Origin of the sequence: Bacillus cereus group sp. BfR-BA-01310, from assembly GCF_022664325.1 — a bacterium.
GTDB classification, from domain to species: Bacteria; Bacillota; Bacilli; order Bacillales; family Bacillaceae_G; genus Bacillus_A; species Bacillus_A paramycoides.
On the sequence record NZ_JAKUHD010000013.1, the window covers coordinates 93,052 to 119,641 of the forward strand.

Below are 26,590 nucleotides of genomic sequence, written 5' to 3' on the forward strand. Positions count from 1 at the left end.
GTAAATGAATTTCATTATCATTAAAGGAGGTTACCAAAATATTGCCAAAATAATATATGGGAAAGTTGATTAATACATATAAATTATGTTCTTAATTGATAATGAAATTCATTTTAACCATAAGAAGGCAAGAAAAGGTTTTACCAAAAGAGTTATGATTTCTATCATTCTATAAATAGATGAGGGGGATAAAATGATAGGATTATAATCTGTTTAAAATCAGATGATGGCGACAGAACATAATCTGCACCATGAATAACTATGAAAAAAAGATATTTGTTTATTATGCTTATTGTTTTATCGATTGCTTCTATTTTCATTGGTGTAAAAGATATAAGCCTCATGGATATTGTGCATTGGGATCAAGATAAAATGCAGGTTGTATTCATTAGTAGGTTGCCACGTTTAATCAGTATTATCGTTGCTGGTGTGAGCTTAAGTATAAGCGGCCTAATTATGCAGCAATTGAGCAGAAATAAATTTGTATCTCCGACAACTGCGGGTACGATGGATAGTGCGAAGCTTGGGGTGTTAGTGTCGTTAATGTTATTTACGACAGCGAGTCCTCTTGAGAAAATGCTTGTTGCATTTGTCTTTGCATTAGCTGGTACATTTTTATTTATGCAAATTTTAAAGAGAATTAAGTTTAAGGATGCGATATTTATTCCACTTGTAGGGATTATGTTTGGGAACATTATTAGTTCCGTTACAACATTCTTTGCTTATAAATATGACTTAATTCAAAATATCAATTCCTGGCTACAAGGTGACTTTTCAATGATTATGAAAGGAAGATATGAGATTTTATATTTAAGTATCCCGCTTGTAATCATCGCCTTTTTATATGCAAATCGCTTTACCGTTGCTGGAATGGGAGAAGACTTTGCTGCGAATTTAGGGATGAATTATAATCGAGTACTAAATATTGGACTTGTTATCGTTTCTTTAATTTCCGCGTTAGTTGTTTTAACTGTAGGAATGATTCCATTTTTAGGGCTCATTATTCCGAATATTGTTTCTATTTATCGCGGGGATAACTTGAAGAATAGCTTACCGCACACTGCCTTGTTAGGAGCAGTTTTCGTACTAGCTTGCGATATACTTGGCCGGGTCGTAATTTATCCGTACGAGATTTCTATTGGTCTTACAGTAGGAGTAATCGGAAGCGGAATTTTCCTTTATTTATTGATGAGGAGAAACGCATATGCAGCTTAGAAAACAAAGAAATTATAAGATGATTTTGGCATTACTAGCCATTGTATCAGTTATAGCCATTGGGATATTTTTATTTATTAACTTAAATATGAACACATTAGATTATGCCTTGCCGAGAAGAGGTAAGAAATTGTTAGCGATGATCATAACAGGCGGAGCGATTGCATTTTCGTCAATGATTTTCCAAACGATTAGTAATAACCGTATTTTAACACCGAGTGTTATCGGTTTAGATTCACTTTATATGTTTATTCAAACGTTTGTTGTGTTTGTATTTGGATCACAGCATTTCACGATGATGAACACAAACGTAAACTTCCTTATATCAGTAAGTTTAATGGTGATTTTCTCACTATTTCTTTATAAGTTTCTGTTTAAAAGAGAAGGGAATAATATTTACTTCCTACTTTTAATCGGATTAATATTCGGTACATTCTTCCAAAGTTTATCGTCCTTTATGCAAGTGCTCATTGATCCAAATGAGTTCCAAATTGTACAAGGGAAAATGTTTGCAAGTGTAAATAATGTAAAAACAGAGCTACTTGTAACGTCTATCATTGGAATTGTATTGGTTATTGCTTATGTGTATAAAGAGCTGAAATTATTAGATGTACTATCACTCGGAAGAGATGAGGCAATTAATTTAGGAGTAGATTATGACAAAGTCGTGAAGAAGCTTTTAATTGTAATTGCAATTTTAGTATCTATTTCCACAGCGTTAGTAGGACCAATTACATTTTTAGGACTGCTTGTAGTAAACGTTGCACGTGAATGTTTGCATACATACAAACACAAATATTTAATAATAGGTTCTATCCTTATTAGTATTATCGCCTTAGTAGGAGGACAATTGATTGTTGAAAGAGTGTTTGAATTTAACACGACTTTAAGTGTCATTGTTAACTTTGTTGGTGGCGTGTACTTCATTTATCTTCTATTAAAGGAGAGCAAGTCATGGTAGAAGTAAGAAACATATCAAAGCAATATGGTAATAAAAATGTTGTTGAAGATGTCTCTATTAAAATAGCAAAAGGAAAGATCACATCTTTTATTGGGCCAAATGGAGCAGGGAAAAGTACGGTTCTTTCTATGATTAGTAGGTTATTAAAAAAAGATGCTGGTGAAATCTACATTGAAGATAAAGAAATTGGGGAATGGAAGAGCGATGAGCTTGCTAAGAAAATCTCAATTTTAAAGCAAACGAATCATATTAATTTAAGGCTTAGCATTCGAGAATTAGTTAGTTTCGGTAGATTTCCATATTCACAAGGTAATCTGACAAAGGAAGACTGGAGCCATATTGAGGAAGCTATTCGCTATATGGAACTTGAGGACATCCAGCATAAGTATTTAGACCAACTCAGTGGTGGGCAGAGGCAAAGGGCGTATATCGCAATGGTTATTGCTCAAAATACAGAATACATTTTATTGGACGAGCCACTGAATAATCTAGATATGAAACATTCTGTACAAATTATGAAAGTACTGAGACGACTTGTTGAAGAGCTTGGAAAAACGGTTGTTATCGTAATTCATGATATTAATTTTGCTTCTTGTTATTCCGATCATATCGTTGCTTTGAAAGATGGAAAAGTAATGAAAGAAGGTCCAACGAGCGAAATTATTGATAAAGCTGTTTTAAAAGATATTTATGATATGGACATTCATATAGAAGAGATATCTGGAAACAACATTTGTATTTATTTTTCATAAGAGGAAGTTATTTTTGATGGTGTAAATGTGCTATCGATTTAAATAATTTTAAAAATTTTATTGAGGTGATTGAAGTGAAGAAATTAGCGATGCTATTATTAACTTTCATGCTTGCTGTTGTCGCTGTGGCATGTAGTAATGGTGCTTCTACTGACAAGAAGACCGAGGCAAGTGAAAGTAAATCAAAAGAAATTACGATTAAGCACAAATTAGGCGAAACGAAAGTTAAAATGAATCCGAAAAACGTTGTAGTATTCGACTTCGGTTCATTAGATACATTAGATAAACTAGGTGTTGACGTGGCTGGTGTGCCGCAAAAAAGTGTACCAGAATACCTTTCTAAATATAAAGATAAAAAGTATAAAAACGTTGGTGGTTTAAAAGAACCAGACTTCGAAAAAATCAATGAAATGAATCCGGAATTAATTATCATTTCTGGACGTCAAGCTGATTCATATAAAGAATTCGAAAAAATTGCTCCAACAATTTACGTAGAACAAGATACAAAAGAATACATGAAATCATTTAAAGAAAACACAGAAACATTAGCAAAAATCTTCGGTAAAGAAGATAAAGCGAAAAAAGAAATTGCAGCAGTTGAAAAAGACGTGGCAGAATTAAATGAAAAAGCGAAGAAAAGCGATAAAAAAGCTTTAGTTATTTTAGCGAACGATGGTCAAGTAAGTGCATACGGCCCTCAATCTCGCTTCGGTATTATTCATGATGTGTTTGGCGTAACTCCTGTTGACCCAGAAATTAAAGCAGATACACATGGTAATAAAGTTTCATTTGAGTACATCCTTGAGAAGAACCCTGATTACTTATTTGTAATTGATAGAGGCGTAGTAACTGGCGGGAAATCTTCTGCTAAGCAAGTTGTTGAAAATGAACTGGTAAGTAAAACAAACGCTGTGAAAAACAAAAACGTAGTTTACCTTGATGCAAACTACTGGTACTTATCTGGTGGCGGACTTGAGTCTGTATCAGCAATGGTGAAAGAAGTATCAAAAGCTATAAAATAATAGTATGAAAAGAGTGATAGGATTCCCTATCACTCTTTCTGTATAAGAAAGTAAAGAACTTGTTATTTCACTAGAATGAGAGTAGACTTTGAAGTAGATGAATAAAAAAGCACATGGGAGTTTGCGGATGCAAACTGAGAGTATGACTAACCCGTCATTGACCATTTGAACCTGTTGGATAATGCCAGCGTAGGGAGAGTGTAAAAGCACATGTTCAGACACTTTGCATACGCAAAGTGTCTTTTTGTGTATCTCCCATCATTAAAGTTAGGAGATGAAAAGAATGAATGTACAAGAAATTAGTAAAGTAGTGGAACTGGTAAGAGAGTCTAATCCACTCGTGCATAATATTACAAATGTCGTTGTAACAAACTTTACAGCAAACGGTTTGTTAGCGTTAGGAGCATCGCCTGTAATGGCATATGCGAAAGAAGAAGTAGCTGAAATGGCTAGCATTGCTGGAGCTCTTGTTTTAAATATGGGTACACTTCGTCCTGAAGAGGTAGAAGCGATGTTACTTGCTGGTAAATCAGCAAATACAAATGATGTACCGGTATTGTTTGATCCAGTCGGTGCAGGAGCAACTTCTTATCGAACAGAAGTTGCGAGACATATTCCAGCTGAAATAAATTTAGCGATAATTCGTGGAAATGCAGCAGAAATAGCTAATGTTATTAATGAAAAATGGGAAATCAAAGGTGTAGACGCTGGTACTGGAAATGGTAATGTTGTAAGTATTGCAAAACAGGCAGCGGATGAATTAAATACAGTTGCTGTAATCACTGGGCAAGAAGATATCGTTACAGATGGAGAGCGAACTATTCTTATTCGAAATGGCCATAGCATTTTAACGAAAGTTACTGGAACAGGCTGTTTATTAACTTCTGTAATAGGAGCATTTGCAGCAGTTGAAAAAGATTATGTGAAGGCAGCTGTCGCAGCATTAACATTTTATGGAGTAGCTGCGGAACTGGCAGCAGCCAAAACGGTAGAAAAAGGACCTGGTAGCTTCCAAATTGAGTTTTTAAATCAATTAGCGAATACAACTTCAGAGGATATTGAGAAGTATGGAAAGGTTGAGTTTGTACAGTAAGGAGGGGAAATAGATGTCGCGTATTACAATGGATGAAATGTCTAAATTACTACCAGTATATTTTATTATGGGTAGTAACAATTGTACGAAGGAGCCACTGCAAGTATTGAGAGAGGCACTAGAAGGCGGTATAACACTTTTTCAATTTCGTGAAAAGGGAGAAGGGGCTTTAACTGGTGAGAAACGTATTCGTTTTGCGAAAGAACTACAAACACTTTGCAAAGAGTATAATGTGCCGTTTATTGTGAATGATGACGTTGAATTAGCTCTTGCATTAGATGCAGACGGTGTACATGTTGGACAAGATGATGAAGGAATAACATCTGTTCGTGAAAAAATGGGAGATAAAATTGTTGGAGTATCTACACATACAATTGAAGAAGCACGCTGGGCGATTGAAAACGGAGCTGATTATTTAGGAGTTGGTCCTATTTTCCCAACGAGTACGAAAAAAGATACGAAAGCAGTTCAAGGAACGAAAGGGCTAAAGTATTTTAGAGAACACGAGATTACAATACCGATTGTTGGTATTGGCGGAATTACAATTGAAAATACAGCTTCTGTTATAGATGCCGGTGCGGACGGTATTTCGGTTATTTCTGCGATTAGCTTAGCTGATTCTGCGTATGAAAGTACGAAGAAATTAGCTGATGAAGTAAATAAGAGTTTGTAAGAGAAGATCATGTGGCATAAAATGCTACGTGATCTTTTGTCGTATAAAACAAAATATGCCGCTTAAACTAGTATGTATAAACATATATTGTTTCGGAGGCGAAGGTATGATTGTATTCCAGGATATTATAACTGCTTATGAGAAAATGAAGGGTATTGTACATATGACACCGCTAGATTATTCGAGCACATTTAGTGAATTATCACAGAATGATGTTTATTTAAAGCTTGAGAATTTACAAAAGACAGGTTCCTTTAAAGTACGTGGCTCTTATAATAAAATGGTTTCTCTTGAGAAAGGTGATTTAGAAAATGGTGTTGTTGCGGCGTCTGCTGGAAATCATGCACAAGGGGTTGCGTATTCTAGTAATATGCTCAGTATTCCTTGTACGATTGTAATGCCAAAAGGTGCGCCGTTAAGTAAGGTGCTTGCGACGAAAAGGTATGGTGCTCATGTGGAATTACAAGGTGATGTATTTGACGATGCATTAGCTTACGCACTAGATTTAAAAGAGAAGACAGGAGCAAAATTTGTACATCCATTTGATGATGAAGCAGTAATTGCGGGTCAAGGGACAGTCGGATTGGAAATATTACAACAGCTTGAAGACGTAGAAGCTGTTATTTGTCCTATTGGAGGCGGGGGATTAATTGCAGGAGTTGCGATGGCAATTAAAGAACAAAAACCATCAGTAAAAATATATGGTGTGCAGACACTTGCTTGTCCAGGAATGAAACAATCACTTGAGGAAAAGAAAGTAATAACGGTAGATTCGGCGCCAACCATGGCAGATGGAATTGCAGTTAAAAGGCCAGGAGATTTAACTTTTGAACTTGTACAACGTTATGTGGATGATGTGTTTTGTGTAGATGAAATGGAAATCGCTCGGACGATGTTAATGCTTCTTGAGCGGAATAAATTGTTGGTCGAAGGGTCCGGCGCGAGTTCATTGGCTGCTTTGCTTTATCAAAAAATCCCAATAAAAGAAAAAAAGGTCGTATCCGTACTAAGCGGTGGAAATGTCGATGTAAACTTTATTTCACGTATTATTGAGCATGGAATGGTTGAAGCAGGGCGTTTCGTTCATATTGCGACAATGATTAAAGATAAGCCAGGGTATTTGCAACGCTTACTCGAGGTTGTAACAAGTTTTGAAGCGAATGTATTAAATATATATTTAGAACGAATTGGTACAAAGGTATTTCCAGGATATGCGCAATTGCACGTATCATTAGAAACTAAAGATAGAAATCATATCGAAGAAGTATTGAGTGGTTTAAAAAAGAAAGGATATACTGTAGAAGTTATCGATTGAAAAGATTTAAACAAACGTTTGATTAAAAAAGCACAAACCCCTTAAAATCATAGGTTTGTGCTTTTTCTTTAAAACATAATTGAAATTAAGAGCATTCCAATTCCGATAGAAGTAAAGGTTGCGATCAAGCCAGGAATCATAAAGCTATGATTTAAAACATATTTACCTATACCAGTTGTACCAGTGCGATCAAAGTTGATTGCAGCAACGATTGTTCCGTAGTTTGGAATGAAGAAGTATCCATTTACTGCAGGGAACATCGCAATAAGTAATGCTGGTGGAATGCCAAGAGATAATCCGAGTGGTATTAATGCACGAACTGTTGCTGCTTGGCTATACAGTAAGATAGATAGAATGAATAATGCGATAGCAAATAGCCACGGTGCACTTGTTACTAAGTGTTGAATTGATCCTTGAATCATATTTAAGTTACCGTTGAAGAAAGTATCTCCCATCCAAGCGATACCGAAAATGGCAACAACGGCTGTTGCGCCTGCTTTAAAGACGTTACCAGATACAATGCTTTCCACATTTGGTTTACAGAAAATAATAATAAGAGCAGCAATGGTTAACATAACCATTTCAATTGTGTTTGGCATTGAAAGATGAACTAATTTTCCATCCACCATCCACCCTGGACGCAGTGTTTCAAATGAGCCGAGAAGTACAACAAGGAAAGTTGAGACTAGGAAAAGGATAACTGATAATTTCGCGCCCTTTGTACCTACAAACTCTTTTTTCTCTTCAAGTTTAGGAATCATTCCTTCTTTTAATCGCTTCAAGTATTCAGGGTCTTCATTTAATTCCTTTCCCATTTTACTAGCAACGAATGCAGCTACCATACAAGCGATGAAGGTAGAAGGGATACTGACTTTTAAAATATCTAATAAAGTGATTTTATAGTCGGCTAACATTGCTAAAAGTGCAACAGTTGCAGCCGATATTGGACTAGCTGTAATTGCCTGCTGGGAAGCAATTACGGCAATTGACATTGGTCGTTCAGGTCTAATTCCTGATTCACGAGATACTTCGGCTATAACAGGAAGTACAGAATAAGCAACGTGACCAGTTCCCGCGCATAGCGTAAATAAATAAGTAACAATAGGAGCAAAAAATGTAATACGCTTTGGATTTTTTCGTAATGCTTTCTCGGCAAGGTGGACAAGATAATCCATTCCTCCAGCAGCTTGCAGGGCGCCGGCAGCTGTAATTACTGCTAAAATCATAAGCATTACATCAATAGGAGGAGCTGTAGGTTGTAAGTGGAAGACAAAAACGAGTATTGCCATACCAACTCCACCCATTACTCCTAAACCAACTCCACCTAGGCGTGCGCCAATAAAAATACAGAGTAGTAAGGTAAGAAATTGTAGCCAAAACATGATAAACTACCTCCGAAATTCATAAGTTAAGATATATTCGAATAGTTTAATTTGAATGAAAATTAAATAATTATTCGAAGTAATCCTTGAATTATATACATTTTTTATTATATAACACAAAAAAAGTAACATTCACGCATTTTGTTAAATTATTTCGAAAAAATAATACATCAAAACTTTATATTTATATCTCTAAATAAGTGGACATTTTAATACTTATGTTGTAATCTTTGAAAGAGAATATTTTAATTCTCATAGAACTCCCATATCGTTCAACTCGTTCAGCGAGAAAGGCAAACTGATGGAAACATGAGGACGCAAAACTACAGGGGCTAAGGTCGAGAGGCTAAGCTAGCCAGTTACCGGACGGATAGGGTTGGTCTTGACCAATGCTTTTTACATTGGTCTTTTTTTTATTTGTAAATAAGTGAGAATGATTATCATTTATTAAGGTTTATATTTTAATAGTTTTACTTTATATTACGTTAATTAAGAAAGGTGATGTTAATGAAAAGATATTGGCGCAAGCTGTCATTTCTTCAAAAAAATGTATTTTTAACTGTGTTAGTTATTTTGACGCTTGTTGGTACTATGGGAGCGTTAAGCTTTAACATGTTTCAAAATAGTATGATGTCTTTATTTGAACGGCATTCTTTTGAAACAGGAGATACGGTATTACATAAATTAGACGCAGAAATAGTGAGAGATGTTGAAAAAGACCCAACGGCACAAAGAGAAAAGAGAGAGAAGTTAACAGAGCAATTAGATGAAGTAACGAAAGAATTGAACAGTGTTGGACAAACGTATGTTGTTGGAGCAAAAACAAATGAAAAAGGTGAGTTACAAATCGTCGGTTTGGCTACAGGATTAGCAAATGTTGTTCAAGTAAAGCCAGGAGACTATTATAAACAACCAGATCGTTGGATGAAAGCATATGATAAAGTAATGAGCACGAAAAAAGCAAACATGACAGAAGTATATGAGGACGAATTAGGATCATGGGTAACGATATTAGAGCCAATTAAAGATGGAGAAGAAAATATTGTCGCAATTGTTGCCGCTGATGTAGATGCCTCTATTGTTCCTAGTACAAAGAAAAAATTCATTATACAAGGTTTAATGTTTATTTGTATTTCTGTTTTAATTGCAATTGTTATTCAATTCTTAATTGTGCGTAACGCACTTGCTCCATTGCGAGATTTACGTGAAGGCTTGCGCAAAGTGGGTGAAGGAGATTTAAGTATTAAATTAGAGGAAAGAGCAGATGATATTGGTATTATTAATACCTATTTTAATAATACAATCGAGAAGTTTAAAGGAATTATAGATAAAGTGAAGCAGACAGCAGAACAGGTTTCCTCATCTTCACAAGAATTGTCAGTGAGTACGAAAGAGAATAGCATGGCAGTTCAAGAAATCGTAAGTTCTATGGTTGGGTTAAGAGCTGGCGCTCAGTCTCAAGAAACTTCAGTACAACAGTATTTAGGTATTGTATATGAAATGGAAGATAAGATGGAAGAGATAGCGAATGCTGCAAAACAAATGGCGACAGCGTCTGAAGGTATGGAGCATCATTCAGTAAAAGGAAATGGCGTTATTGAACAGGCGATTAATCAAATGAGCATAATACAAAATGCAGTACAAGATTTATCTTCTATCATTTATTCTTTGGAAACAAGATCCAAAGAAATTAGTGATATTGTAACTGTAATTACAAGTATTTCAAATCAAACTAATTCGCTAGCTTTAAATGCTTCTATTGAAGCTTCACGTGCTGAGGTAACCGGAAGGGGATTTGCCGTTGTTGCTGATGAAGTGCGTAAATTAGCAGAGCAGACGGAAGCATCAGCAAAAGATATAGCAAAATTAATAGGAGAAACACAAGATGAAACGGAAGAAGCTGTTGTTTTAATGCAAAAAGGTTCAAAAGAAGTAGAATCTGGAATTAAACTTGTTCAAAGTAGTGGTGCTTTCTTTGAAAAAATTTCAAAATCAGCACAATCTGTTACAAATCAAGTTAGAGCTGTTTCTAGCAATTCAAGTGATATACTGCAAAATAGCCAAAATATTGTTCGTGTTGTAAATGAACTATCACATGTCGCAAATACGTATGCGAATAGTAGTAGTAATATTGAAGAGGGGATGAAAGAACAGGAAATGTCTGTACAAGATATTGCTGAATTAGCTACTTCTTTAAGCTGGCTTTCACAGGAGTTACAAGAGTTAATTGGGGAATTTAAAAGTTAAAAGTTAAAAGTTAAAAGTTAAATGAAATGATTATGCATGCTTTTGTTTGTTCAATAAAATAAATCATGCTACAATGAAAACGAATTAAGAACCGGGGAGCCAATTGGCTGAGAGGATGTAAGTATACATCGACCCTCAACCTGATCTGGATAATGCCAGCGTAGGGAGTTACTTTAAAGTGATGTAGCATAAGTTATTATAGAATAACTTGCATACAAGGCTTTCCTACATGGTAGGAAAGCCTTTTCTTTTTTCGAAAACATATTTTGTAAGGGGGATTTTATTATGTCACAACAAGTTACAATTTCATTTTCAGTAGTACCACAAGCGAAATCAAAAGATGTGTATTCTGTTGTTGATAAAGCGATTGAAGTTGTACAACAATCGGGAGTTCGTTATGAAGTAGGGGCAATGGAAACAACGCTGGAAGGAGAATTAGATGTACTTCTTGACGTCATTAAACGCGCACAACAAGCTTGCGTCGATGCTGGAGCAGAAGAAGTTATCACTTCTATTAAAATTCACTATCGTCCAAGTACGGGCGTAACGATTGACGAAAAGGTTTGGAAGTACCGTGATGAATATGCAAAACCAGAAGCGATCTAAAATAATTACAACAATTTGGCTTATCCTTCTCATTGCTATATGGGAAGGATCTGTTTCGTTATTTAAAATTGAGCCGTGGATTTTACCAAAGCCTTCTGCAATTGTACAAGAATTAATTGGAATGAAAGATTTATTATTACCAAACACAATACAAACGTTACAAGAAGTTGTTATTGGATTGTTTTTTGCGATTTTACTCGGAACGAGCATTGCTATCATTATGGATGTTATTCCTTTATTTCGGATTTTAATGAATCCGTTGCTCGTTATTTCGCAAACAATTCCAATCGTTGTGCTCGCGCCATTATTTATTATTTGGTTTGGGTACGGAATGTTGCCAAAGGTAATGGTTGTCATTCTTGTTTGTTTCTTCCCAATTGCGCTTAGCATTTTAGAAGGCTTCCAAACGGTAGATAAAAATATGCTGAAGTTGTTACAAACGATGAAGGCGACAAAGTGGCAAATTTATCAGAAAGTGAAATTTCCAGCAGTGCTTCCATACTTTTTCTCAGGTTTAAAAATTGCCGTTACATATAGTGTGATGGGAGCGATTATTGGGGAGTGGCTTGGAGCGAGTGAAGGGTTAGGCGTTATGCTCACAAGAGCGACAAAATCCTTTTTAACAGCTCGTGTATTTGGTGTAGCAGCGATTATCGTCATGGTGACATTATTCCTGTACTTTATTGTTGAATTTATGGCAAGAATAACAGCACCATGGATATACAGAAAGGGCGGCAGAAAATGAAAAAAGGTTTAAAAATTATGTTAGCTGCATTATTAGCAGTTGGTGTTGCCGGATGTAATGCGGCGAAGAAAGAAGAGAGCACAAGCAAAGAAAAGAAAGTGAAAGTCGTTTTAGATTGGTTCCCAAATACAAACCATACTGGTTTATATGTGGCGAAGACTAAAGATTATTATAAAAAACAAGGGTTAGATGTAGAAATCATTCAACCAGGTGATAATGTTACGGCCGAACAAATGATAGCTTCAGGAAAAGCTGATTTTGCGATAAGTGCACAAGAAAATGTAACATTGGCTCGCGTTGAAGGTATTCCTGTTGTGTCGGTCGGTGCAATTATTCAACATAATACATCTGCTTTTGCATCGTTAAAGAAAGATAATATTGCTTCAGCGAAAGATTTTGAAGGTAAACGTTATGGTGGCTGGGGAGGACCAGCAGAAGAAGCGACGTTAAAGACAATTATGGATAAACATCAAGCTGATTTTAATAAAGTTGAAAAAATTATTCTTGGACAAACAGATTTCTTTAAATCAATCGGTCGTGATGCAGACTTTGAATGGATTTATTATGGATGGGATGGAATTGAAGCGAAGCGTCAAGGAAAAGAGTTAAATACAATTATGGTGAAAGACTTAGATCCAGCGCTCGATTTCTATAGTCCTGTCATTATTACAAGTGAAAAACATACGAAGCAAGATAAAGATTTTGTGAAAAAGTTTATGACTGCAACGACGGAAGGTTATAATTTTGCAATTAAAGAACCGAAAGAAGCTGCTGATATTTTAATTAAAGCTGTTCCAGATGTGAATAAAGAATTAGTACAAGAAAGTCAAAAGTGGTTAAGTACAAAGTATCAAGATGATGCAAAAGCGTGGGGAGTACAGAAGGAAGAGATTTGGACGAATTACATGAATTTCTTATATGACAACAAAGTTATTAAAAAGAAAATTGATGTAAAAGATGCTTTTACAAATGAATTCCTTCCAAGTGAAAAATGAGTGGATTACAAATAAAAGATATTGTAAAAGCTTTCGATGGAAAGAATGTATTAGCGAATATTAGTGCTTCCATACAAGAGGGAGAGTTTGTCTCCTTTGTAGGCCCAAGTGGTTGTGGAAAAAGCACATTATTAAATATGATTGCGAGTGTTGAACAACCAACGAGCGGAGAAGTGTTTTATAACGAGAACTATGTAAAAAAACAAGATGTTGTTAGTTATATGCCACAACAAGATTTATTACTACCGTGGCGATCTGCTTTGCAAAATATAGTTCTTCCATTAGAAATCGAAGGGAAGCCTAAAAAACAAAGGCTGACAGAGGGAATGGAAGCATTAAAGCAGTTTGAGCTAGATGAATATGCAAATCATTACCCAGATGAGCTATCAGGTGGAATGCGTCAAAGAATTAGTTTCCTTCGCACATATTTATGTGAAAAGCCAATTATGCTACTCGATGAGCCTTTTGGAAAATTAGATGCATTTACAAAAATGGAAGTACACAGTTGGCTTTTAAATTCTTGGCATCAAGAAAAGCAGACAATTGTTATGGTTACACATGACTTAGATGAGGCAATTTTGCTTTCTGATCGCGTATTTATTTTATCTCAAAGACCGGCATCAATTGTTGGAGAGGTACAAGTGAAATTACCTCGACCGCGAACGATGGATATGTTAACATCTCTGGAGTTAAAGAAAGATAAGGAAGAAATTTTAAGAGTATTGGCTCCTTATATGAAAAAATAGAAAAAGCCTCTTAACAGTTTTAGTATAATTACTGTTAAGAGACTTTTTTGCAGAACATGAAATGAATAAGAAGGAACAAAAGGAAAAATAGCGAATAGAATATAACAGAGTAGTTTATACTCGTAATATAACAAATGTAAAAGGAGTGAAAGGATAAAATGACTTTATCGACTGTTCTTCAAATGGTTTTAGCTTGATACGGGAGAAGTCTGCCCATTTTTAAAGATTAAGCTAAATTGAAGACAGCAGGTAAAGAACCTTAATCCTTTTTTACGATAATAAATTGTAATGGGTAAGGTGTATTCACCTTACCCATTTTTATATGTACAACTAAATAAGGCTTTATACTGTTGTTCTCTCTATTTAGCTTATGAACTATAAGTAGAGGAGAGAGATAAAATGAGTATATTAACAGTAGAAAATGTAAGCCATTCATATGGTGAGAAAACTATTTTATATAATGCATGTTTTCGATTATTAAAGGGCGAACATGTTGGGTTAGTAGGGAAAAATGGAATTGGAAAATCAACATTGTTACGCCTGTTAACAGGAGAGCTTATACATGATGATGGGAAAATTGAATGGTTTCCACATGTGAAGGTTGGCTTTTTACAGCAACATATGGATTTACAAGAAGGTATAACAATTGAAGAATACTTGCAAAGTGCATTTTCTAGTTTGTATGCGATTGAATGTGAAATGTTAAAAATTACAGAAGAGATGGCTATAACGGAAGAGATAGGGAAACTATTAGTAAAGTATGGCGAGCTACAAACGATACTTGAAGGTTCTAATTTCTATCAAATTCGTACAGAAATTGAAGAAGTAGCAACCGGTTTAGGATTGTTTGAAATAGGGATGGAAAAGGATGTTTCAAAGTTAAGTGGTGGTCAGCGGACAAAGTTATTACTTGGAAAACTCCTTTTAGAAAAAGCGGATGTTTTATTATTAGATGAGCCAACTAACTATTTAGATACAGCGCATATAGAATGGTTGCAATCGTATTTAAAAATGTATGAAAAAGCTTATATTATCATTTCGCACGACGAGGCATTTTTGAACAATATTACGAATGTTATTTATCATCTAGAAGAACGAAAGGTTAAGCGCTATGTAGGAGATTATGAAGCCTTTTTGCAAAGTTATCAATTACAAAGGAAACAATTACAAGCGGCGTATGCGAAACAACAAAAAGAAATTGCACATTTAGAAACCTTTATTCAAAAAAATAAAATTCGAAAAGCGAAACAAGCAAAAAGTCGTGAGAAGGTATTAGAGAAAATGCAAAAGGTGGAAAAGGTTAATGATGTACCTCGTGCGCGTTTTGATTTTAATGTTTATACTGAGCCAGTGAGTCGTATATTACAGGTAGAGAAACTGAAAATTGGTTATGGTGAACCGTTATTTCCAGAATTGGATTTTCAAGTGAAAAAAGGGGAAAAGATTGCAATTGTTGGTCATAATGGGGTTGGAAAAACAACAGTGTTAAAAACATTACTAGGACAAATAAAGCCGTTAAGCGGTTCAGTTTTTATTGGTGAACGGGTAAAACCAGCTTATTTTGCACAAGAGGAATTCGCTTCAGAAATAACTGCACTAGAAAGAGTATGGGCAGGGAGACCAGATATGACAAGAAAAGAAATCCGACAAGCATTAGCAAAGTGCGGATTGAAAGAAGATCATGTTTTAAAACCTATCCATTTATTAAGTGGAGGGGAACAAACGAAAGTACGATTATGCGAACTTATCGTAACTCAAAGCAATGTTTTAATTTTAGATGAACCAACTAACCATTTGGATACAGAGACTAAGATGGCTTTGCAGGAAGCGTTAAAACAATATAAAGGTACGGTTTTAATTGTTTCACATGAGCCCTCTTTCTATAAAGCGTGGATAACAAAAGTATGGAATATTGAAGAATGGAACGTTTAAAAATAATCACAAAGAAAAGGCATTAGCTTTTATGAGCTAATGCCTTTTCTTTGTACTTAACATGATTTTCGAGAATTCTTACATGAGAATTGTATGAAGAAGCACTCTTATGGTGCGCTTATAAGCGTGCTTTTTCTGCGATTATATTTATAATAATACTAGATGCCTTTCCCTAATAGGCCACTATCTTTCTTTGTATATATATAGATAGTTTGAAGTGGAATAAAAATTATTCCTATATGTAAAGGATAATGTGATTAGTATGGGAAGACAATAGTAATTAAAGGAAATTCATGTAAAATTCAGCTGAGCTTCATACAAACTTCATATCAGAAACTAAATATAAATATAATAGATTATTAGAATGTTGATTTTTTTACTTTTTATAAAATTAAAAGTTTGAATTTAGGAATTAACGTTAAAACCTAAATTCAAACCTTATTGAAATAATTAAATAAGGTTACGTTTAGTTTTCACTAATGACTGCATTTAAAAGTTCAGCAGGATTTCCTATTCCTGCACCTCTGATTGTAACGAATCCACCCGGAGGAATTTCGCCACTCCATCCTACATTAGTAATTACATAACGATTATTTGTTTTACTACTAATTTTAGAATCCAAAACTTGTGTGTCATTGCTATTGCGTAATGTAGCAGAAAATTGAAATTTCATGTAAAATAATAGTAAAAATATGTAAAGGAGGGAATAGTGTGGATGTGTTTTTGAATATTGCTGAAGAAAAAATTCGTCAAGCAATACGGAATGGAGATCTCAATAATATTCCGGGAAAAGGAAAACCACTACAATTAGAAGACCTTTCAATGGTACCTCCAGAATTAAGAATGAGTTATAAAATATTGAAAAATGCGGGTATGATTCCACCAGAAATGGAATTGCAAAAAGATATATTAAAAATAGAGGATTTAATCGCTTGCTGTTATGATGAGGTTGAGAGAATAAAATTACAAGAAGAACTAACAGTAAAAACTTTGCGTTTTCAGCAGTTAATGGAAAAGAGAAAAATTAAAGACAATTCAGCATTTCGTATGTATCAAGATAAAGTATTTCGCAAATTACGTTAAGAGGGATAAGATGAATCATTTTCAAACGGTAGAAGAATTAGCGACATATATTGAAGAACAGCAGTTAGTACTTCTGTTTATAAAAACGGAAAATTGTGGTGTTTGTGATGTTATGTTAAGGAAAGTAAATTATGTATTAGAGGGTTATGATTACGTAAAGAAAGTAGAGGTTTTACTACAAGACATGCAAGAGATTGCGGGTCGATATTTAGTATTTACAGGGCCGACAGTTCTATTATTTCATGAAGGGAAGGAGATTCTTCGTGAATCGCGCTTTATTTCACTTGAAAATATAGAGAGAGTACTTCAATTGTTAGAAAAATAAGGGAGGTTTTTATATGGGGTTTGTTATTGCAGCGTTACTATTTTGTGTTTTAGTTTGGATGATTGCAGCATCAGTTAAATCAAATAATCGAAGAGTAAACCTTACTAAAAAAAGTAATGCACATAATATTTCTAATACCTCATCACCATCATTTTTCTTTGCTGGATCTGATAGTAATAGTTCACATGATGGCGGTCATTCACATGATTGCGGAGGATCTTTTGGCGGAGATAGTGGAGGTAGCTGCGATGGCGGCGGCGGTGGTGATTGATGAGAAATACGCCTTATACGGGCGTATTTCTTTTTAAACAAACGTTTGATTAGTGGAATTACATACACATAAAAAACAGTTAAACAAACGTTTGATTAAAGTTTCACTTTATAAACATGTTATAAGGGGAATGGAAATGAAAAGGGAACCGAAAGTGAAAAACAAAGGGAAAGTAGCATTATTTTTATTAGTTGCTGGAGGCGTATTTCTTGTTAAACTGGGGTTTAAATTTGGAACAATACACATGATTCGAGTTTGGTTTGAAAATACGTTTTCGTAAATAAGGAATATAGCCTCTTGCGATAGAGGTTTTTCATTTGTTATTATTAGACTGAACGGTCGGTTTAAAGAGGTGTGAGAATGAGAAAAAGCGCAGAAGAGATAAAGAAAGAAATTGCATATAAAGCAGAGAGTCTGTTTTCACAAAAAGGCTATGCAGCTACATCTATGGAAGATATTTGTGAGATTACAGGGCGAAGTAAGGGAAGTATTTATTATCACTTTAAAAGTAAAGAAGAATTATTTTTATTTGTAGTGAAACAGCATACGTATGATTGGCTTGAGAAATGGAATGAAAAAGAGAAGTTGTATATTACTAGTACTGAGAAATTATATGGCTTCGCAGAATATCATGTAGAGGATATACAGCAACCTATTTCTAATGCAATAGAGGAATTTTCTATGAGTCAAGTTGTAAGCAAAGAGATTTTAGATGAAATGCTAGCTTTAACTAGAGAATCATATGGTATTTTTGAGAAATTAATTGAAACAGGTATACAGTCTGGAGAGTTCCGTGAAGATAACACTCGTGATCTTATGTATATTGTAAACGGCTTATTATCGGGGCTGGGAGTGCTCTACTACGAGCTTGATAATAACGAATTAAAACGAATTTATAAAAGGGCAATAGATGTATTGTTAAAAGGGATGGCAGCTGAATAATAAATCAGCAGCTTTTCTTATAAAACAAATTAGACCGAACGGTCGGTTTATAAAAGGAGGAGTGAAAATGAAAGCTTTATTTAAAAATCGAGCATTTATGCTCGTTATGGCATCTGATATTTTACAGCAATTTGCAATTTGGATCAGAAATATGGCTCTTTTGTATTTCATAATGGAGCGAACGAATAATGATCCAATGTCAGTGTCACTATTATCAGTTATGGAATATGCACCTATTTTTATTTTCTCGTTTATTGGTGGTGCGCTAGCAGATCGCTGGAACCCGAAAAGAACAATGGTCGCTGGAGATGTGTTAAGTGTACTGTCTATTATAGGAATTGTTTTGTTGTTAAAGATTGATTACTGGCAGGCAATATTTTTTGCAACACTCGTTTCCGCAATTGTAGGTCAGTTCTCTCAGCCGTCATCTTCACGTATATTTAAGCGCTATGTAAAGGAAGAACAGGTAGCAAGTGCTATTGCATTTAACCAAACATTACAGTCATTATTTATGATTTTTGGACCAGTTGTAGGTTCAATTGTGTATACACAACTTGGCTTATTTACGTCACTATATAGCTTGATCATTTTATTTTTGTTATCGGCTATTGTTCTTTCGCTATTACCAAAATGGGTTGAACAAGAGCAAGCGGTGAGAGGTTCATTAAAAAATGATATAAAAGAAGGATGGAAATACGTTCTTCATACGAAAAATTTACGTATGATTACGATCACTTTCACAATTATTGGTTTAGCAGTTGGATTAACGAATCCATTAGAAGTATTCCTTGTGATCGAACGTTTAGGCATGGAAAAGGAAGCAGTTCAATATTTAGCTGCAGCTGACGGAATAGGTATGTTAATCGGTGGTATTGTTGCAGCAGTTTTTACTTCAAAAGTAAATCCGAAAAAAATGTTTGTATTCGGCATGAGTATATTAGCGATATCATTTTTGGTAGAAGGACTGTCTACATCGTTTTGGATTACTAGTTTGATGCGATTTGGCACAGGAATTTGTTTAGCCTGTGTAAATATTGTGGTCGGGACGCTTATGATTCAACTTGTACCAGAAAATATGATTGGAAGAGTAAATGGGACAATTTTACCACTGTTTATGGGTGCTATGTTAATTGGAACTTCACTAGCTGGAGGATTGAAGGAAATGACTTCACTAGTTATTGTATTCTGTATAGCAATGTCACTTATTTTATTGGCAATTTTGCCAATCTTACGTATGAGGATGAATAAAGAAGAGATTGCTAATCAAGAGGAACTAACGAATGCAGTGGTTTCGAAATAGCCATTGTAAGGGAGCGGAGCTGCTCCCTTTTTCTATGGGAATCTTTTGACAATGAAATGTACCAACTATATACTGATGTTGTAAAAATAATTTTACAGGTTAGGGGAAATAATGTGAAAAATCAAATCTATGAATTACGCACTGAAAATAATATTTCACAAGGTGCATTAGCTGATAAGTGTAGCGTATCAAGACAGACGATAAATGCAATTGAGAATAATAAATATGACCCAAGTTTAGCATTAGCATTCCGTTTAGCCGAAGTATTAGGAACAACTGTCGATAAACTATTTTTGTACAAGCAGTAGGGGGAGTAGTTGTTGGGGAAAGAGAAAATAAGTCTTTTAGTTACGGCATTAGTAGCTATAAGTACGCTAGCGTTTGCACTTTACTATTGGTTAACTGAACTTCAAGTAAACTGGTATGCACTATTTATTTGTAGCATCGCATTACATTATATGTTTAAAAGTTTGGTATCGCATAATGTTGAAGGGACAACTGAGGAGAACGAAGATTTAGAAAAACATGTATTAAAAACAAGTGCAAATGTTACATATTATGTACTAGTTGTATTAATTTTTGGTTTGTTTTTCGCATCGGTAGGTTTTAATAAATGGATTGATTTTCATAACATACCGCTTCTGTTTGCGTTATGCGCTGCTATAGTTGTAAAGCCAGCTATAGAGTTTTTAATTGTAAGGCGTTATCGTTAAAAATAAAGAAAAAGATCCTCTTCTTGTGTGAAGAGGATCTTTTTCTTATATTGTTTTAGTTTTAGGATTAGGTGGCGTAACGGACGTATCATTTTCAGGCACTCTAGTTAATAGGAATCCCCCGATAATAAATAGGACAATAACACTAAGGACACCAGCGTTAGTTTTTCCTGTTAATTGTGTTGTGACACCAACTAATACCGGACCCATAATTGCTGCGAATTTACCGAAGATATTATAGAATCCGAAGAATTCATTTGCAGATTCTTTCGGTACTAGTTTTGCGAAGTATGAACGGCTAAGTGCTTGAATTCCGCCTTGAGAAGTAGCAACTAGCATTGCTAAGATCCAGAAATCAAGTGTCGTTTTTAAGAAATAAGCATATGTGCAGATAATGATATAAATAATAATACCGACATATAGCATTTTTTTACCGGTAAATGTTTCCGATAATTTTCCGTATAATAAAGCGAATGGACAAGCGACAATTTGTGTTACAAATAAGATGATTAATAGATTAGTTGCACTAATACCGAGATCTGTTCCGTAAGCGGTAGACATAGTAATAATTGTATCTACCCCGTCAATGTAGAAAAAGTAAGCTATTAGGAACATAAATACAGTTTTATATTCTTTAATATTTTTAAAAGTATTAGCAAGGCGCTTGAAGCTCATTGCAATTGGTCTTGGCTGACGTTCAATATAGTGTGTTTGCTCTACATTTTTTAGCATTGGAATTGTAAATAGTCCCCACCAAAGAGCTGTTATTGCAAAGGAAATTTGACTAGCAATGCCGACCGATAAGGGGATAGTTCCTTTTTGAGCAAGAATAATAAGAGCAATACAACCGATAAAAGGAATTGTACTCCCAATATAACCTAATGCAAAACCTCTCGTAGAAATTCGGTCCATTCTATCTTTAGAGGTAACATCTACTAAAAATGCATCATAAAAAATATTTGCCCCAGCAAAGCCGACTAATGCGAGCATATAGCAACCTAGTAATAAGTACCACTGAGATGTTGGAACAACTGCTAGCATACTTGTAAATACGATACCGAGTCCAAAGAAGAATGTGAAAAATCGTTTTTTAAATCCTTTATAATCAGCAACTGTGCCGAGAATAGGAGCAAGTATAGAAATTAAAAGTGTAGCAAACGAGTTTGCATATCCCCAATAAGCTGTTGAAGTTGCACCAGATAGTCCGGCTTCTTTTGCAGCTGCTTTAAAGTAAATAGGAAATACTGCAGTTGTAATGACGAGCGAATATACCGAGTTTGCCCAATCATATAATATCCAGCTTTTTTCTTGCCTGGACATCTTTTTCATATAATGTTCCCCCTTAAATTTGTTCTACTAACAGTGTACAAAAATAAAAATTGTAAAAAGAGAAACAAGGATGATTTTTACATAACTTTTACATATATACACAGTTCTTTACAATTGAAGTAAATCCTCTACAATTGCTCCGTCTGTTTCACCTAAGTGCAAACCGAGTAACCTAGCGATAGTGGGGCCTTCATCAATAAGTCTCATATAAGGGATTGTAACGCCACTTTGAATGCCTTTTCCGGCAGCTATAAAAATTGTTTCATAGTTAGGTTTTGTTGGGGAATATCCGTGTGTTCCAAATGTATATTTTTTACTAGAAGTAACATCTTTTCTAGTAATCTCTTTTATGAAATCACCTATATGATTCTCAATGAAGTAATACCCTTCCATGGCTTCTAGCATAAATAAGCAATTACCATCAGCACCGCGTTCTTTTGCATCTTCATCGTGTAGAATAAATTCAATTCCGTTTTGTTTATTCTGAAGAAGCTCTTCGAGAAGAAGTTGAATCTCTTTAATCGTTTCAGTATCATTTTTATCTTTTACATGTACGTATGCAGATCCGTCACAGCTTTGGCAATAAGCTTTCCAATCTTGTACTTTTCCATTTTTGTTTACGGATATAAGCCCTTTTTGACGGAATAGGACATTTAATTGGATTGCTTTGTTTTCACTTAAAGCGCTATGATCGCCAAGTGCAATAATTGTACTTTCTTCGTATATACTACTTTCTTTTAATGCATGAATAATTTTTCCTAGACGTTCGTCGTGCCTATGGACTGCAGCTAGTGTTTCTTTAGACTCAAAACCATGATAATGTCTTTGCGTGTCTAAATCAGTAAAATGTACAAACATAACATTAGGTTTTTTCGTCTGAATTGTATGGACAGCGGAAGCAAGGACGAAATCATCAAGCTCAGGCTGTGACAATCCATTTCGTATATGGCCAAAACGACGATTTAAATCTAATTGATATAGAGGACTACCGCTAAATAATGAAACTAAAATTTGATTTTGCCATGGTCTATTTGGAAAGATTTCTGGTAAATTGTAATCAATATTTGCTCTTCCAGTAACAGGCCATAGTAGGGCAGCTGTCGTTAAATTTGCTTTACGTGCTTCATCGTATAAAGTTGTTCCTTTAATGGACTTTCGATACCAATGCCAATCTGGTGACTCACGTCCTGGTTGAAGTAATGTATTACTGACAACGCCATGTTTATTAGGATAATTACCGGTTATAATTGTTGTATGACTCGGATATGTTACAGAAGGATAAATCGGCTCTACTTTTTCCGCAACAGCGCCCTTTTTCATTAAAGATTGGAAATTAGGGAGTTTTTGTAATATCGGAAGATCTAAAGCTGATAAACAGTCAAAAGATAATATGATGACGTGATTTGTTAATGCTTTATCCATAAAGTAGACCTCCTGATTATATAAAACCTATTCTTATATATTACTATTAATACCTGGTGATAAAAATATGTTTTTGAATAAAATTTATTGTTTATTTTCAGAAAACTTAAACATATAATGATTATAAGGGAATGAATGTAAGGAGGGAATACTATGGATTGGCTGGATGGCTTTGGTACCTTTTATATCATTGGTGGAATCACAATTTTCCTTGTATTTGCAATTTCTTATTTACTAAAGAAACGTTTTCCAGACAAACAGTTTGATATTATATTTTCACTTATTTTAATACTTCTTTGTTTAGCTTTCTTTCCTGTTACAATGATCGTTATCGGTGGATGGGAAGGAATGGGATACGGATTTATTTGTTTCTTCGTTTTAATTGGTACACTTATTGGCATGGTTGCTCATCAACTTGTAAAAATCGTTCGGAAAAGTTATGTATAAAATAACAATAACTGAAAAGAATGTATAAAAATAAGAAAATTTACTCTTGTTTTGCAATAAAATTTATATTATGATATTCAACAAATTTATTTCGTTATAACGATGAAAAAGGACTAGTACATGTCTTACCTTTTTTGTAGAGAGAGAATCCTTTTGGCTGGAAGATTCTTAAAAAGGCGATATGGAACCTAACTTTGAGTTCTGCATATGCAGCGGGGAATTCCCGTTATCAAAAAGAGAGCATACTCAATTTTTTGTGTATGAATCAGGGTGGTAACGCCGACAAAGCTCGGTCCCTATTTGGGGACGCGGGCTTTTTTTATTTTCTAAAGGAGGAAGAGTGACTATGGCAAAAGAACAAGTACAGGCTATTACGAAAATGGAAGATGACTTTGCTCAGTGGTATACCGATATTGTGAAAAAAGCAGAGCTTGTTGATTATTCAAGTGTGAAAGGTTGTATGATTTTACGTCCATACGGTTATGCATTATGGGAAAATATGCAGAAAGTGATGGATGAAAAATTAAAAGCATCTGGTCATGAAAATGTGTATATGCCAATGTTTATTCCAGAGAGTTTATTACAAAAGGAGAAAGATCATGTTGAAGGATTTGCTCCTGAAGTGGCATGGGTTACTCATGGTGGGGATGAGAAATTAGCGGAAAGACTTTGTGTACGTCCTACATCTGAAACTCTATTTTGTGAGCATTTTTCAAAAATTGTTCAATCATATAATGATTTACCAAAGTTATATAACCAGTGGTGTTCAGTAGTTCGTTGGGAGAAGACGACGAGACCATTCCTTCGTACAACTGAATTTTTATGGCAAGAAGGTCATACCATTCATGAAACAGCAGAAGAATCTCAAACTGAAACATTAAATATTTTAAATTTATATGCTGCTTTTTGTGAAGAGTATTTAGCAATTCCAGTTATTAAAGGGCAAAAAACAGAAAAAGAAAAGTTTGCAGGAGCGAAGGCAACCTATACGATTGAAAGTTTAATGCATGATGGAAAAGCGCTTCAGACAGGAACATCTCATAATTTTGGAACGAACTTCTCTGAAGCATTTGATATTAAGTTTTTAGACCGTAACGGTAAGTGGCAATACGTACATCAAACATCTTGGGGTGTATCAACAAGAATGATAGGTGGACTTATTATGGTTCATAGTGATAATAATGGACTTGTAATGCCACCGAAAGTGGCACCATTACAAGTTGTTATCGTTCCTATTGCTCAGCATAAAGAAGGTGTGTTAGAAAAAGCAACAGAGTTACAAGGTCGTATTCAGAAGGTTGCACGTGTAAAAATAGATGCTAGCAATAAAACACCTGGCTGGAAATTTAATGAGTATGAAATGAAGGGTACTCCAATTAGATTAGAGGTTGGTCCAAAGGATATTGAAAAGAATCAAGTAGTACTTGTAAGGCGAGATACGAAAGAAAAAGAGTTTATATCAATGGATCAATTAGAAGAACGTATTCCATCATTACTAGAGGAGATTCATCATTCTTTATTTAATAAAGCAAAAGTATTTCGAGATGAGAATACTTATAGTGTGACGAATTTCGAAGAGATGAAAAAAGCAGCTGATGAAAAGCAAGGTTTTATTAAGGCGATGTGGTGCGGAGAACTAGCTTGTGAAGAAAAATTAAAAGAAGAAGTTGGAGTATCTTCACGTTGTATTCCGTTCGAACAAGAAAGCTTAGCGGAAGAATGTATTTGCTGTGGTAAAGAAGCTAAGCACATGGTGTATTGGGGAAAAGCGTATTAATATTTTTGCATATAGATGATAAAAAGGACTTTGGATTGAATAATAAATTTCAATCCAAAGTCCTTTTATTTTAGTTTTATAATTTGTATCGTGTATTTTTTAGATGGAAGGATGTTGCTTTTTTATTTTGCATTTTTGCGATGAATAAATAGTACCATACCAATTAGGAATGCTGAAATCCCTATTAATACATCCTTTTGTAATATTTCATAGGGAAAAGGATTTTACACAAAAAACAATATATAGAAAAAGAAGTTCATAATTTTTATGTCCATATTCTAATATTCAAAATAAATATTCCGGAATGATATGTTAAGATTAATAGTAAGACGGATAAAAAAAAAGGGGGGCTGAAGAATATAGGATTGCTTATATTCTTATAAAAATTATGAAGCAAATAACAAAACAAATCATAACAGGTACATTTCTAGCAACAGCAGCATCTTTTGTTTCGACTCATGCCTTTGCAGAAAGTGATAATCTAGCGACAGTAAATGCAACAAACTTAAATATACGTGAACAACCTACAACTCAAGGTAAAGTTGTAGGAACAGTAAAACAAGGAACAACTGTACAAGTTTTAAGTCAGGAAAAAGAATGGGCTAAAATCTCTCATGATGGAAAAGAGGGGTATGTTTCATTACAATTTTTGAAATTGTCGGGTAAAACCCCAGGTGCTGAACAACAACAACCAATAATTAATAATGGACAAAAAGAAGAGGGAATCGTTACGGCGACTCGTTTGAATGTACGTAATAGTCCAGTTTTAGGTAGTTCAATGATTGGCTATGTTCAAAAAAATGAAAAAGTAACGGTATTAGGAAAAGCAAATGGTTGGGCAAAGATTGAATATAAAGGAAAAGAGGGATATGTATCTTTAGAGTTTTTAAAATTTGGAGATGCAATTCAAACGCCTGACGCTTCTAGTCAAAAACAGCAGCAACCAACAATTAAAAATGGTGTAGAAGAAACAGGAACAATAAACGCGACAAGTTTACGAGTAAGAAGTGCGGCAAATACAAGTAGCGCAGTTCTAGGAAACTTAAAAAATGGCGAAAAAGTAACAGTGTTAGGAAAAGCAAACGGCTGGGCAAAAATCAGCTACCAAGGAAAAGAAGGCTATGTATCGCTAGAATTTGTGAAATTAGAGGCAGGAAAGCAAGAAGAAAAGCCAGCGGAAAATATTACAAATGGAACACAAGAAGTAGGAACAATAAACGCGACAAGTTTACGAGTAAGAAGTGCGGCAAATACAAGTAGCGCAGTTCTAGGAAACTTAAAAAATGGCGAAAAAGTA

General features: G+C 34.7%; 27 protein-coding genes, 3 riboswitches and 1 other annotated feature. Of the genes, 24 read left to right on the top strand and 3 right to left on the bottom strand.

Annotation, left to right across the window (positions count from 1 at the left end; genetic code table 11):
* Positions 1-261 precede the first annotated feature (261 nt).
* The 7 genes from MR109_RS21400 to ilvA all read left to right on the top strand — a co-directional run bounded on the left by MR109_RS21400 (position 262) and on the right by ilvA (position 7,031).
* Positions 262-1,215: an ABC transporter permease gene (locus MR109_RS21400; protein WP_033719739.1), complete on the top strand. Its 954-nt coding sequence runs from the start codon at positions 262-264 to the stop codon at positions 1,213-1,215.
* Positions 1,205-2,176 carry an iron chelate uptake ABC transporter family permease subunit gene (locus MR109_RS21405; RefSeq protein WP_082148035.1) on the top strand — a complete coding sequence of 324 codons (972 nt, stop codon included), beginning with the start codon at positions 1,205-1,207 and terminating at the stop codon, positions 2,174-2,176. The genes MR109_RS21400 and MR109_RS21405 overlap by 11 nt, the downstream gene beginning before the upstream one ends.
* Complete coding sequence (locus MR109_RS21410) at positions 2,170-2,928, top strand: iron ABC transporter ATP-binding protein (RefSeq protein WP_002174674.1); 759 nt, start codon at positions 2,170-2,172, stop codon at positions 2,926-2,928. Before MR109_RS21405 ends, MR109_RS21410 begins: the two co-directional genes overlap by 7 nt.
* A 74-nt stretch (positions 2,929-3,002) precedes the next feature.
* Positions 3,003-3,950 (top strand): siderophore ABC transporter substrate-binding protein, encoded by a 948-nt coding sequence (locus tag MR109_RS21415; protein ID WP_242273801.1) that lies wholly within the window; start codon positions 3,003-3,005, stop codon positions 3,948-3,950.
* 103 nt (positions 3,951-4,053) lie between these two features.
* A riboswitch (TPP riboswitch) is annotated at positions 4,054-4,163 on the top strand.
* A 70-nt stretch (positions 4,164-4,233) separates the two neighbouring features.
* Positions 4,234-5,043 carry a hydroxyethylthiazole kinase gene (gene thiM / locus MR109_RS21420; protein ID WP_098306648.1) on the top strand — a complete coding sequence of 270 codons (810 nt, stop codon included), beginning with the start codon at positions 4,234-4,236 and terminating at the stop codon, positions 5,041-5,043.
* A gap of 13 nt (positions 5,044-5,056) precedes the next feature.
* Positions 5,057-5,716, top strand: a complete 660-nt coding sequence (gene thiE / locus MR109_RS21425; protein ID WP_071718241.1) for a thiamine phosphate synthase — start codon at positions 5,057-5,059, stop codon at positions 5,714-5,716.
* A 106-nt stretch (positions 5,717-5,822) separates the two neighbouring features.
* Positions 5,823-7,031: a threonine ammonia-lyase gene (gene ilvA, locus MR109_RS21430; RefSeq protein WP_242273802.1), complete on the top strand. Its 1,209-nt coding sequence runs from the start codon at positions 5,823-5,825 to the stop codon at positions 7,029-7,031.
* Between the two features lie 68 nt (positions 7,032-7,099).
* Here ilvA and MR109_RS21435 read toward each other — a convergent pair whose 3' ends face one another.
* A complete protein-coding gene (locus tag MR109_RS21435; protein ID WP_002174679.1) occupies positions 7,100-8,413 on the bottom strand; it encodes an anaerobic C4-dicarboxylate transporter family protein in 1,314 nt (437 codons plus the stop codon).
* 282 nt (positions 8,414-8,695) lie between these two features.
* A riboswitch (cyclic di-GMP riboswitch) is annotated at positions 8,696-8,780 on the top strand.
* 140 nt (positions 8,781-8,920) lie between these two features.
* Between MR109_RS21435 and MR109_RS21440 the strand changes: the two genes are divergently transcribed.
* The 14 genes from MR109_RS21440 to MR109_RS21505 all read left to right on the top strand — a co-directional run bounded on the left by MR109_RS21440 (position 8,921) and on the right by MR109_RS21505 (position 20,318).
* On the top strand, positions 8,921-10,660 hold the full coding sequence (locus tag MR109_RS21440) for a methyl-accepting chemotaxis protein (RefSeq protein ID WP_242273803.1): 1,740 nt from the start codon (positions 8,921-8,923) through the stop codon (positions 10,658-10,660).
* An 82-nt stretch (positions 10,661-10,742) separates the two neighbouring features.
* A riboswitch (TPP riboswitch) is annotated at positions 10,743-10,844 on the top strand.
* 101 nt (positions 10,845-10,945) lie between these two features.
* Entirely contained in the window at positions 10,946-11,266 is a 321-nt protein-coding gene (locus MR109_RS21445) for an MTH1187 family thiamine-binding protein (RefSeq protein WP_002174681.1), read from the top strand.
* Positions 11,238-12,011, top strand: coding sequence for an ABC transporter permease (locus MR109_RS21450; RefSeq protein WP_002174682.1), 774 nt, complete (start codon positions 11,238-11,240; stop codon positions 12,009-12,011). The genes MR109_RS21445 and MR109_RS21450 overlap by 29 nt, the downstream gene beginning before the upstream one ends.
* Positions 12,008-13,006 carry an ABC transporter substrate-binding protein gene (locus MR109_RS21455; RefSeq protein WP_002174683.1) on the top strand — a complete coding sequence of 333 codons (999 nt, stop codon included), beginning with the start codon at positions 12,008-12,010 and terminating at the stop codon, positions 13,004-13,006. Before MR109_RS21450 ends, MR109_RS21455 begins: the two co-directional genes overlap by 4 nt.
* A complete protein-coding gene (locus MR109_RS21460; protein ID WP_025150523.1) occupies positions 13,003-13,752 on the top strand; it encodes an ABC transporter ATP-binding protein in 750 nt (249 codons plus the stop codon). Before MR109_RS21455 ends, MR109_RS21460 begins: the two co-directional genes overlap by 4 nt.
* Before the next feature lie 399 nt (positions 13,753-14,151).
* Complete coding sequence (locus tag MR109_RS21465) at positions 14,152-15,684, top strand: ABC-F family ATP-binding cassette domain-containing protein (protein ID WP_025150522.1); 1,533 nt, start codon at positions 14,152-14,154, stop codon at positions 15,682-15,684.
* 711 nt (positions 15,685-16,395) lie between these two features.
* Positions 16,396-16,767 carry a DnaJ family domain-containing protein gene (locus tag MR109_RS21470; RefSeq protein WP_048375487.1) on the top strand — a complete coding sequence of 124 codons (372 nt, stop codon included), beginning with the start codon at positions 16,396-16,398 and terminating at the stop codon, positions 16,765-16,767.
* A gap of 10 nt (positions 16,768-16,777) precedes the next feature.
* Positions 16,778-17,092, top strand: a complete 315-nt coding sequence (locus tag MR109_RS21475; protein WP_002174687.1) for a thioredoxin family protein — start codon at positions 16,778-16,780, stop codon at positions 17,090-17,092.
* Positions 17,093-17,105: 13 nt separating this feature from the next.
* Complete coding sequence (locus MR109_RS21480) at positions 17,106-17,363, top strand: hypothetical protein (protein WP_002174688.1); 258 nt, start codon at positions 17,106-17,108, stop codon at positions 17,361-17,363.
* Between the two features lie 136 nt (positions 17,364-17,499).
* Entirely contained in the window at positions 17,500-17,643 is a 144-nt protein-coding gene (locus MR109_RS21485; RefSeq protein WP_025150520.1) for a hypothetical protein, read from the top strand.
* Positions 17,644-17,723: 80 nt separating this feature from the next.
* Positions 17,724-18,305, top strand: a complete 582-nt coding sequence (locus tag MR109_RS21490) for a TetR/AcrR family transcriptional regulator (RefSeq protein WP_025150519.1) — start codon at positions 17,724-17,726, stop codon at positions 18,303-18,305.
* A 67-nt stretch (positions 18,306-18,372) separates the two neighbouring features.
* The gene (locus MR109_RS21495) at positions 18,373-19,605 is read left to right on the top strand and encodes an MFS transporter (protein WP_242273804.1); all 1,233 of its coding nucleotides are present in this window, start codon (positions 18,373-18,375) and stop codon (positions 19,603-19,605) included.
* Positions 19,606-19,661: 56 nt separating this feature from the next.
* Entirely contained in the window at positions 19,662-19,913 is a 252-nt protein-coding gene (locus MR109_RS21500; RefSeq protein WP_242273806.1) for a helix-turn-helix transcriptional regulator, read from the top strand.
* Between the two features lie 12 nt (positions 19,914-19,925).
* A complete protein-coding gene (locus MR109_RS21505; RefSeq protein WP_242273808.1) occupies positions 19,926-20,318 on the top strand; it encodes a hypothetical protein in 393 nt (130 codons plus the stop codon).
* A 45-nt stretch (positions 20,319-20,363) separates the two neighbouring features.
* Here MR109_RS21505 and MR109_RS21510 read toward each other — a convergent pair whose 3' ends face one another.
* Positions 20,364-21,647 (bottom strand): MFS transporter, encoded by a 1,284-nt coding sequence (locus MR109_RS21510; RefSeq protein ID WP_242273810.1) that lies wholly within the window; start codon positions 21,645-21,647, stop codon positions 20,364-20,366.
* A 108-nt stretch (positions 21,648-21,755) separates the two neighbouring features.
* The gene (locus tag MR109_RS21515) at positions 21,756-23,069 is read right to left on the bottom strand and encodes an alkaline phosphatase family protein (protein WP_242273811.1); all 1,314 of its coding nucleotides are present in this window, start codon (positions 23,067-23,069) and stop codon (positions 21,756-21,758) included.
* A gap of 153 nt (positions 23,070-23,222) precedes the next feature.
* Here MR109_RS21515 and MR109_RS21520 point away from each other — a divergent pair, with 153 nt between their 5' ends.
* The 3 genes from MR109_RS21520 to MR109_RS21530 form a co-directional block, all read left to right on the top strand.
* Complete coding sequence (locus MR109_RS21520) at positions 23,223-23,516, top strand: YesK-like family protein (RefSeq protein WP_048375479.1); 294 nt, start codon at positions 23,223-23,225, stop codon at positions 23,514-23,516.
* A 93-nt stretch (positions 23,517-23,609) separates the two neighbouring features.
* Positions 23,610-23,817: a binding site (T-box leader), on the top strand.
* 45 nt (positions 23,818-23,862) lie between these two features.
* The gene (gene proS, locus MR109_RS21525) at positions 23,863-25,293 is read left to right on the top strand and encodes a proline--tRNA ligase (protein ID WP_178941193.1); all 1,431 of its coding nucleotides are present in this window, start codon (positions 23,863-23,865) and stop codon (positions 25,291-25,293) included.
* Between the two features lie 388 nt (positions 25,294-25,681).
* On the top strand, positions 25,682-26,590 hold a 909-nt coding region (locus MR109_RS21530), incomplete at its 3' end, for an SH3 domain-containing protein (RefSeq protein ID WP_242273813.1).

Coding starts and splice junctions, on each gene's coding strand:
- MR109_RS21400 (WP_033719739.1), top strand. CDS start 262: ATGAAAAAAAGATATTTGTTTATTATGCTTATTGTTTTATCGATTGCT.
- MR109_RS21405 (WP_082148035.1), top strand. CDS start 1,205: ATGCAGCTTAGAAAACAAAGAAATTATAAGATGATTTTGGCATTACTA.
- MR109_RS21410 (WP_002174674.1), top strand. CDS start 2,170: ATGGTAGAAGTAAGAAACATATCAAAGCAATATGGTAATAAAAATGTT.
- thiM (WP_098306648.1), top strand. CDS start 4,234: ATGAATGTACAAGAAATTAGTAAAGTAGTGGAACTGGTAAGAGAGTCT.
- thiE (WP_071718241.1), top strand. CDS start 5,057: ATGTCGCGTATTACAATGGATGAAATGTCTAAATTACTACCAGTATAT.
- ilvA (WP_242273802.1), top strand. CDS start 5,823: ATGATTGTATTCCAGGATATTATAACTGCTTATGAGAAAATGAAGGGT.
- MR109_RS21435 (WP_002174679.1), bottom strand. CDS start 8,413: ATGTTTTGGCTACAATTTCTTACCTTACTACTCTGTATTTTTATTGGC.
- MR109_RS21440 (WP_242273803.1), top strand. CDS start 8,921: ATGAAAAGATATTGGCGCAAGCTGTCATTTCTTCAAAAAAATGTATTT.
- MR109_RS21445 (WP_002174681.1), top strand. CDS start 10,946: ATGTCACAACAAGTTACAATTTCATTTTCAGTAGTACCACAAGCGAAA.
- MR109_RS21450 (WP_002174682.1), top strand. CDS start 11,238: ATGAATATGCAAAACCAGAAGCGATCTAAAATAATTACAACAATTTGG.
- MR109_RS21455 (WP_002174683.1), top strand. CDS start 12,008: ATGAAAAAAGGTTTAAAAATTATGTTAGCTGCATTATTAGCAGTTGGT.
- MR109_RS21460 (WP_025150523.1), top strand. CDS start 13,003: ATGAGTGGATTACAAATAAAAGATATTGTAAAAGCTTTCGATGGAAAG.
- MR109_RS21465 (WP_025150522.1), top strand. CDS start 14,152: ATGAGTATATTAACAGTAGAAAATGTAAGCCATTCATATGGTGAGAAA.
- MR109_RS21475 (WP_002174687.1), top strand. CDS start 16,778: ATGAATCATTTTCAAACGGTAGAAGAATTAGCGACATATATTGAAGAA.
- MR109_RS21480 (WP_002174688.1), top strand. CDS start 17,106: ATGGGGTTTGTTATTGCAGCGTTACTATTTTGTGTTTTAGTTTGGATG.
- MR109_RS21485 (WP_025150520.1), top strand. CDS start 17,500: ATGAAAAGGGAACCGAAAGTGAAAAACAAAGGGAAAGTAGCATTATTT.
- MR109_RS21490 (WP_025150519.1), top strand. CDS start 17,724: ATGAGAAAAAGCGCAGAAGAGATAAAGAAAGAAATTGCATATAAAGCA.
- MR109_RS21495 (WP_242273804.1), top strand. CDS start 18,373: ATGAAAGCTTTATTTAAAAATCGAGCATTTATGCTCGTTATGGCATCT.
- MR109_RS21500 (WP_242273806.1), top strand. CDS start 19,662: ATGTACCAACTATATACTGATGTTGTAAAAATAATTTTACAGGTTAGG.
- MR109_RS21510 (WP_242273810.1), bottom strand. CDS start 21,647: ATGAAAAAGATGTCCAGGCAAGAAAAAAGCTGGATATTATATGATTGG.
- MR109_RS21515 (WP_242273811.1), bottom strand. CDS start 23,069: ATGGATAAAGCATTAACAAATCACGTCATCATATTATCTTTTGACTGT.
- MR109_RS21520 (WP_048375479.1), top strand. CDS start 23,223: ATGGATTGGCTGGATGGCTTTGGTACCTTTTATATCATTGGTGGAATC.
- proS (WP_178941193.1), top strand. CDS start 23,863: ATGGCAAAAGAACAAGTACAGGCTATTACGAAAATGGAAGATGACTTT.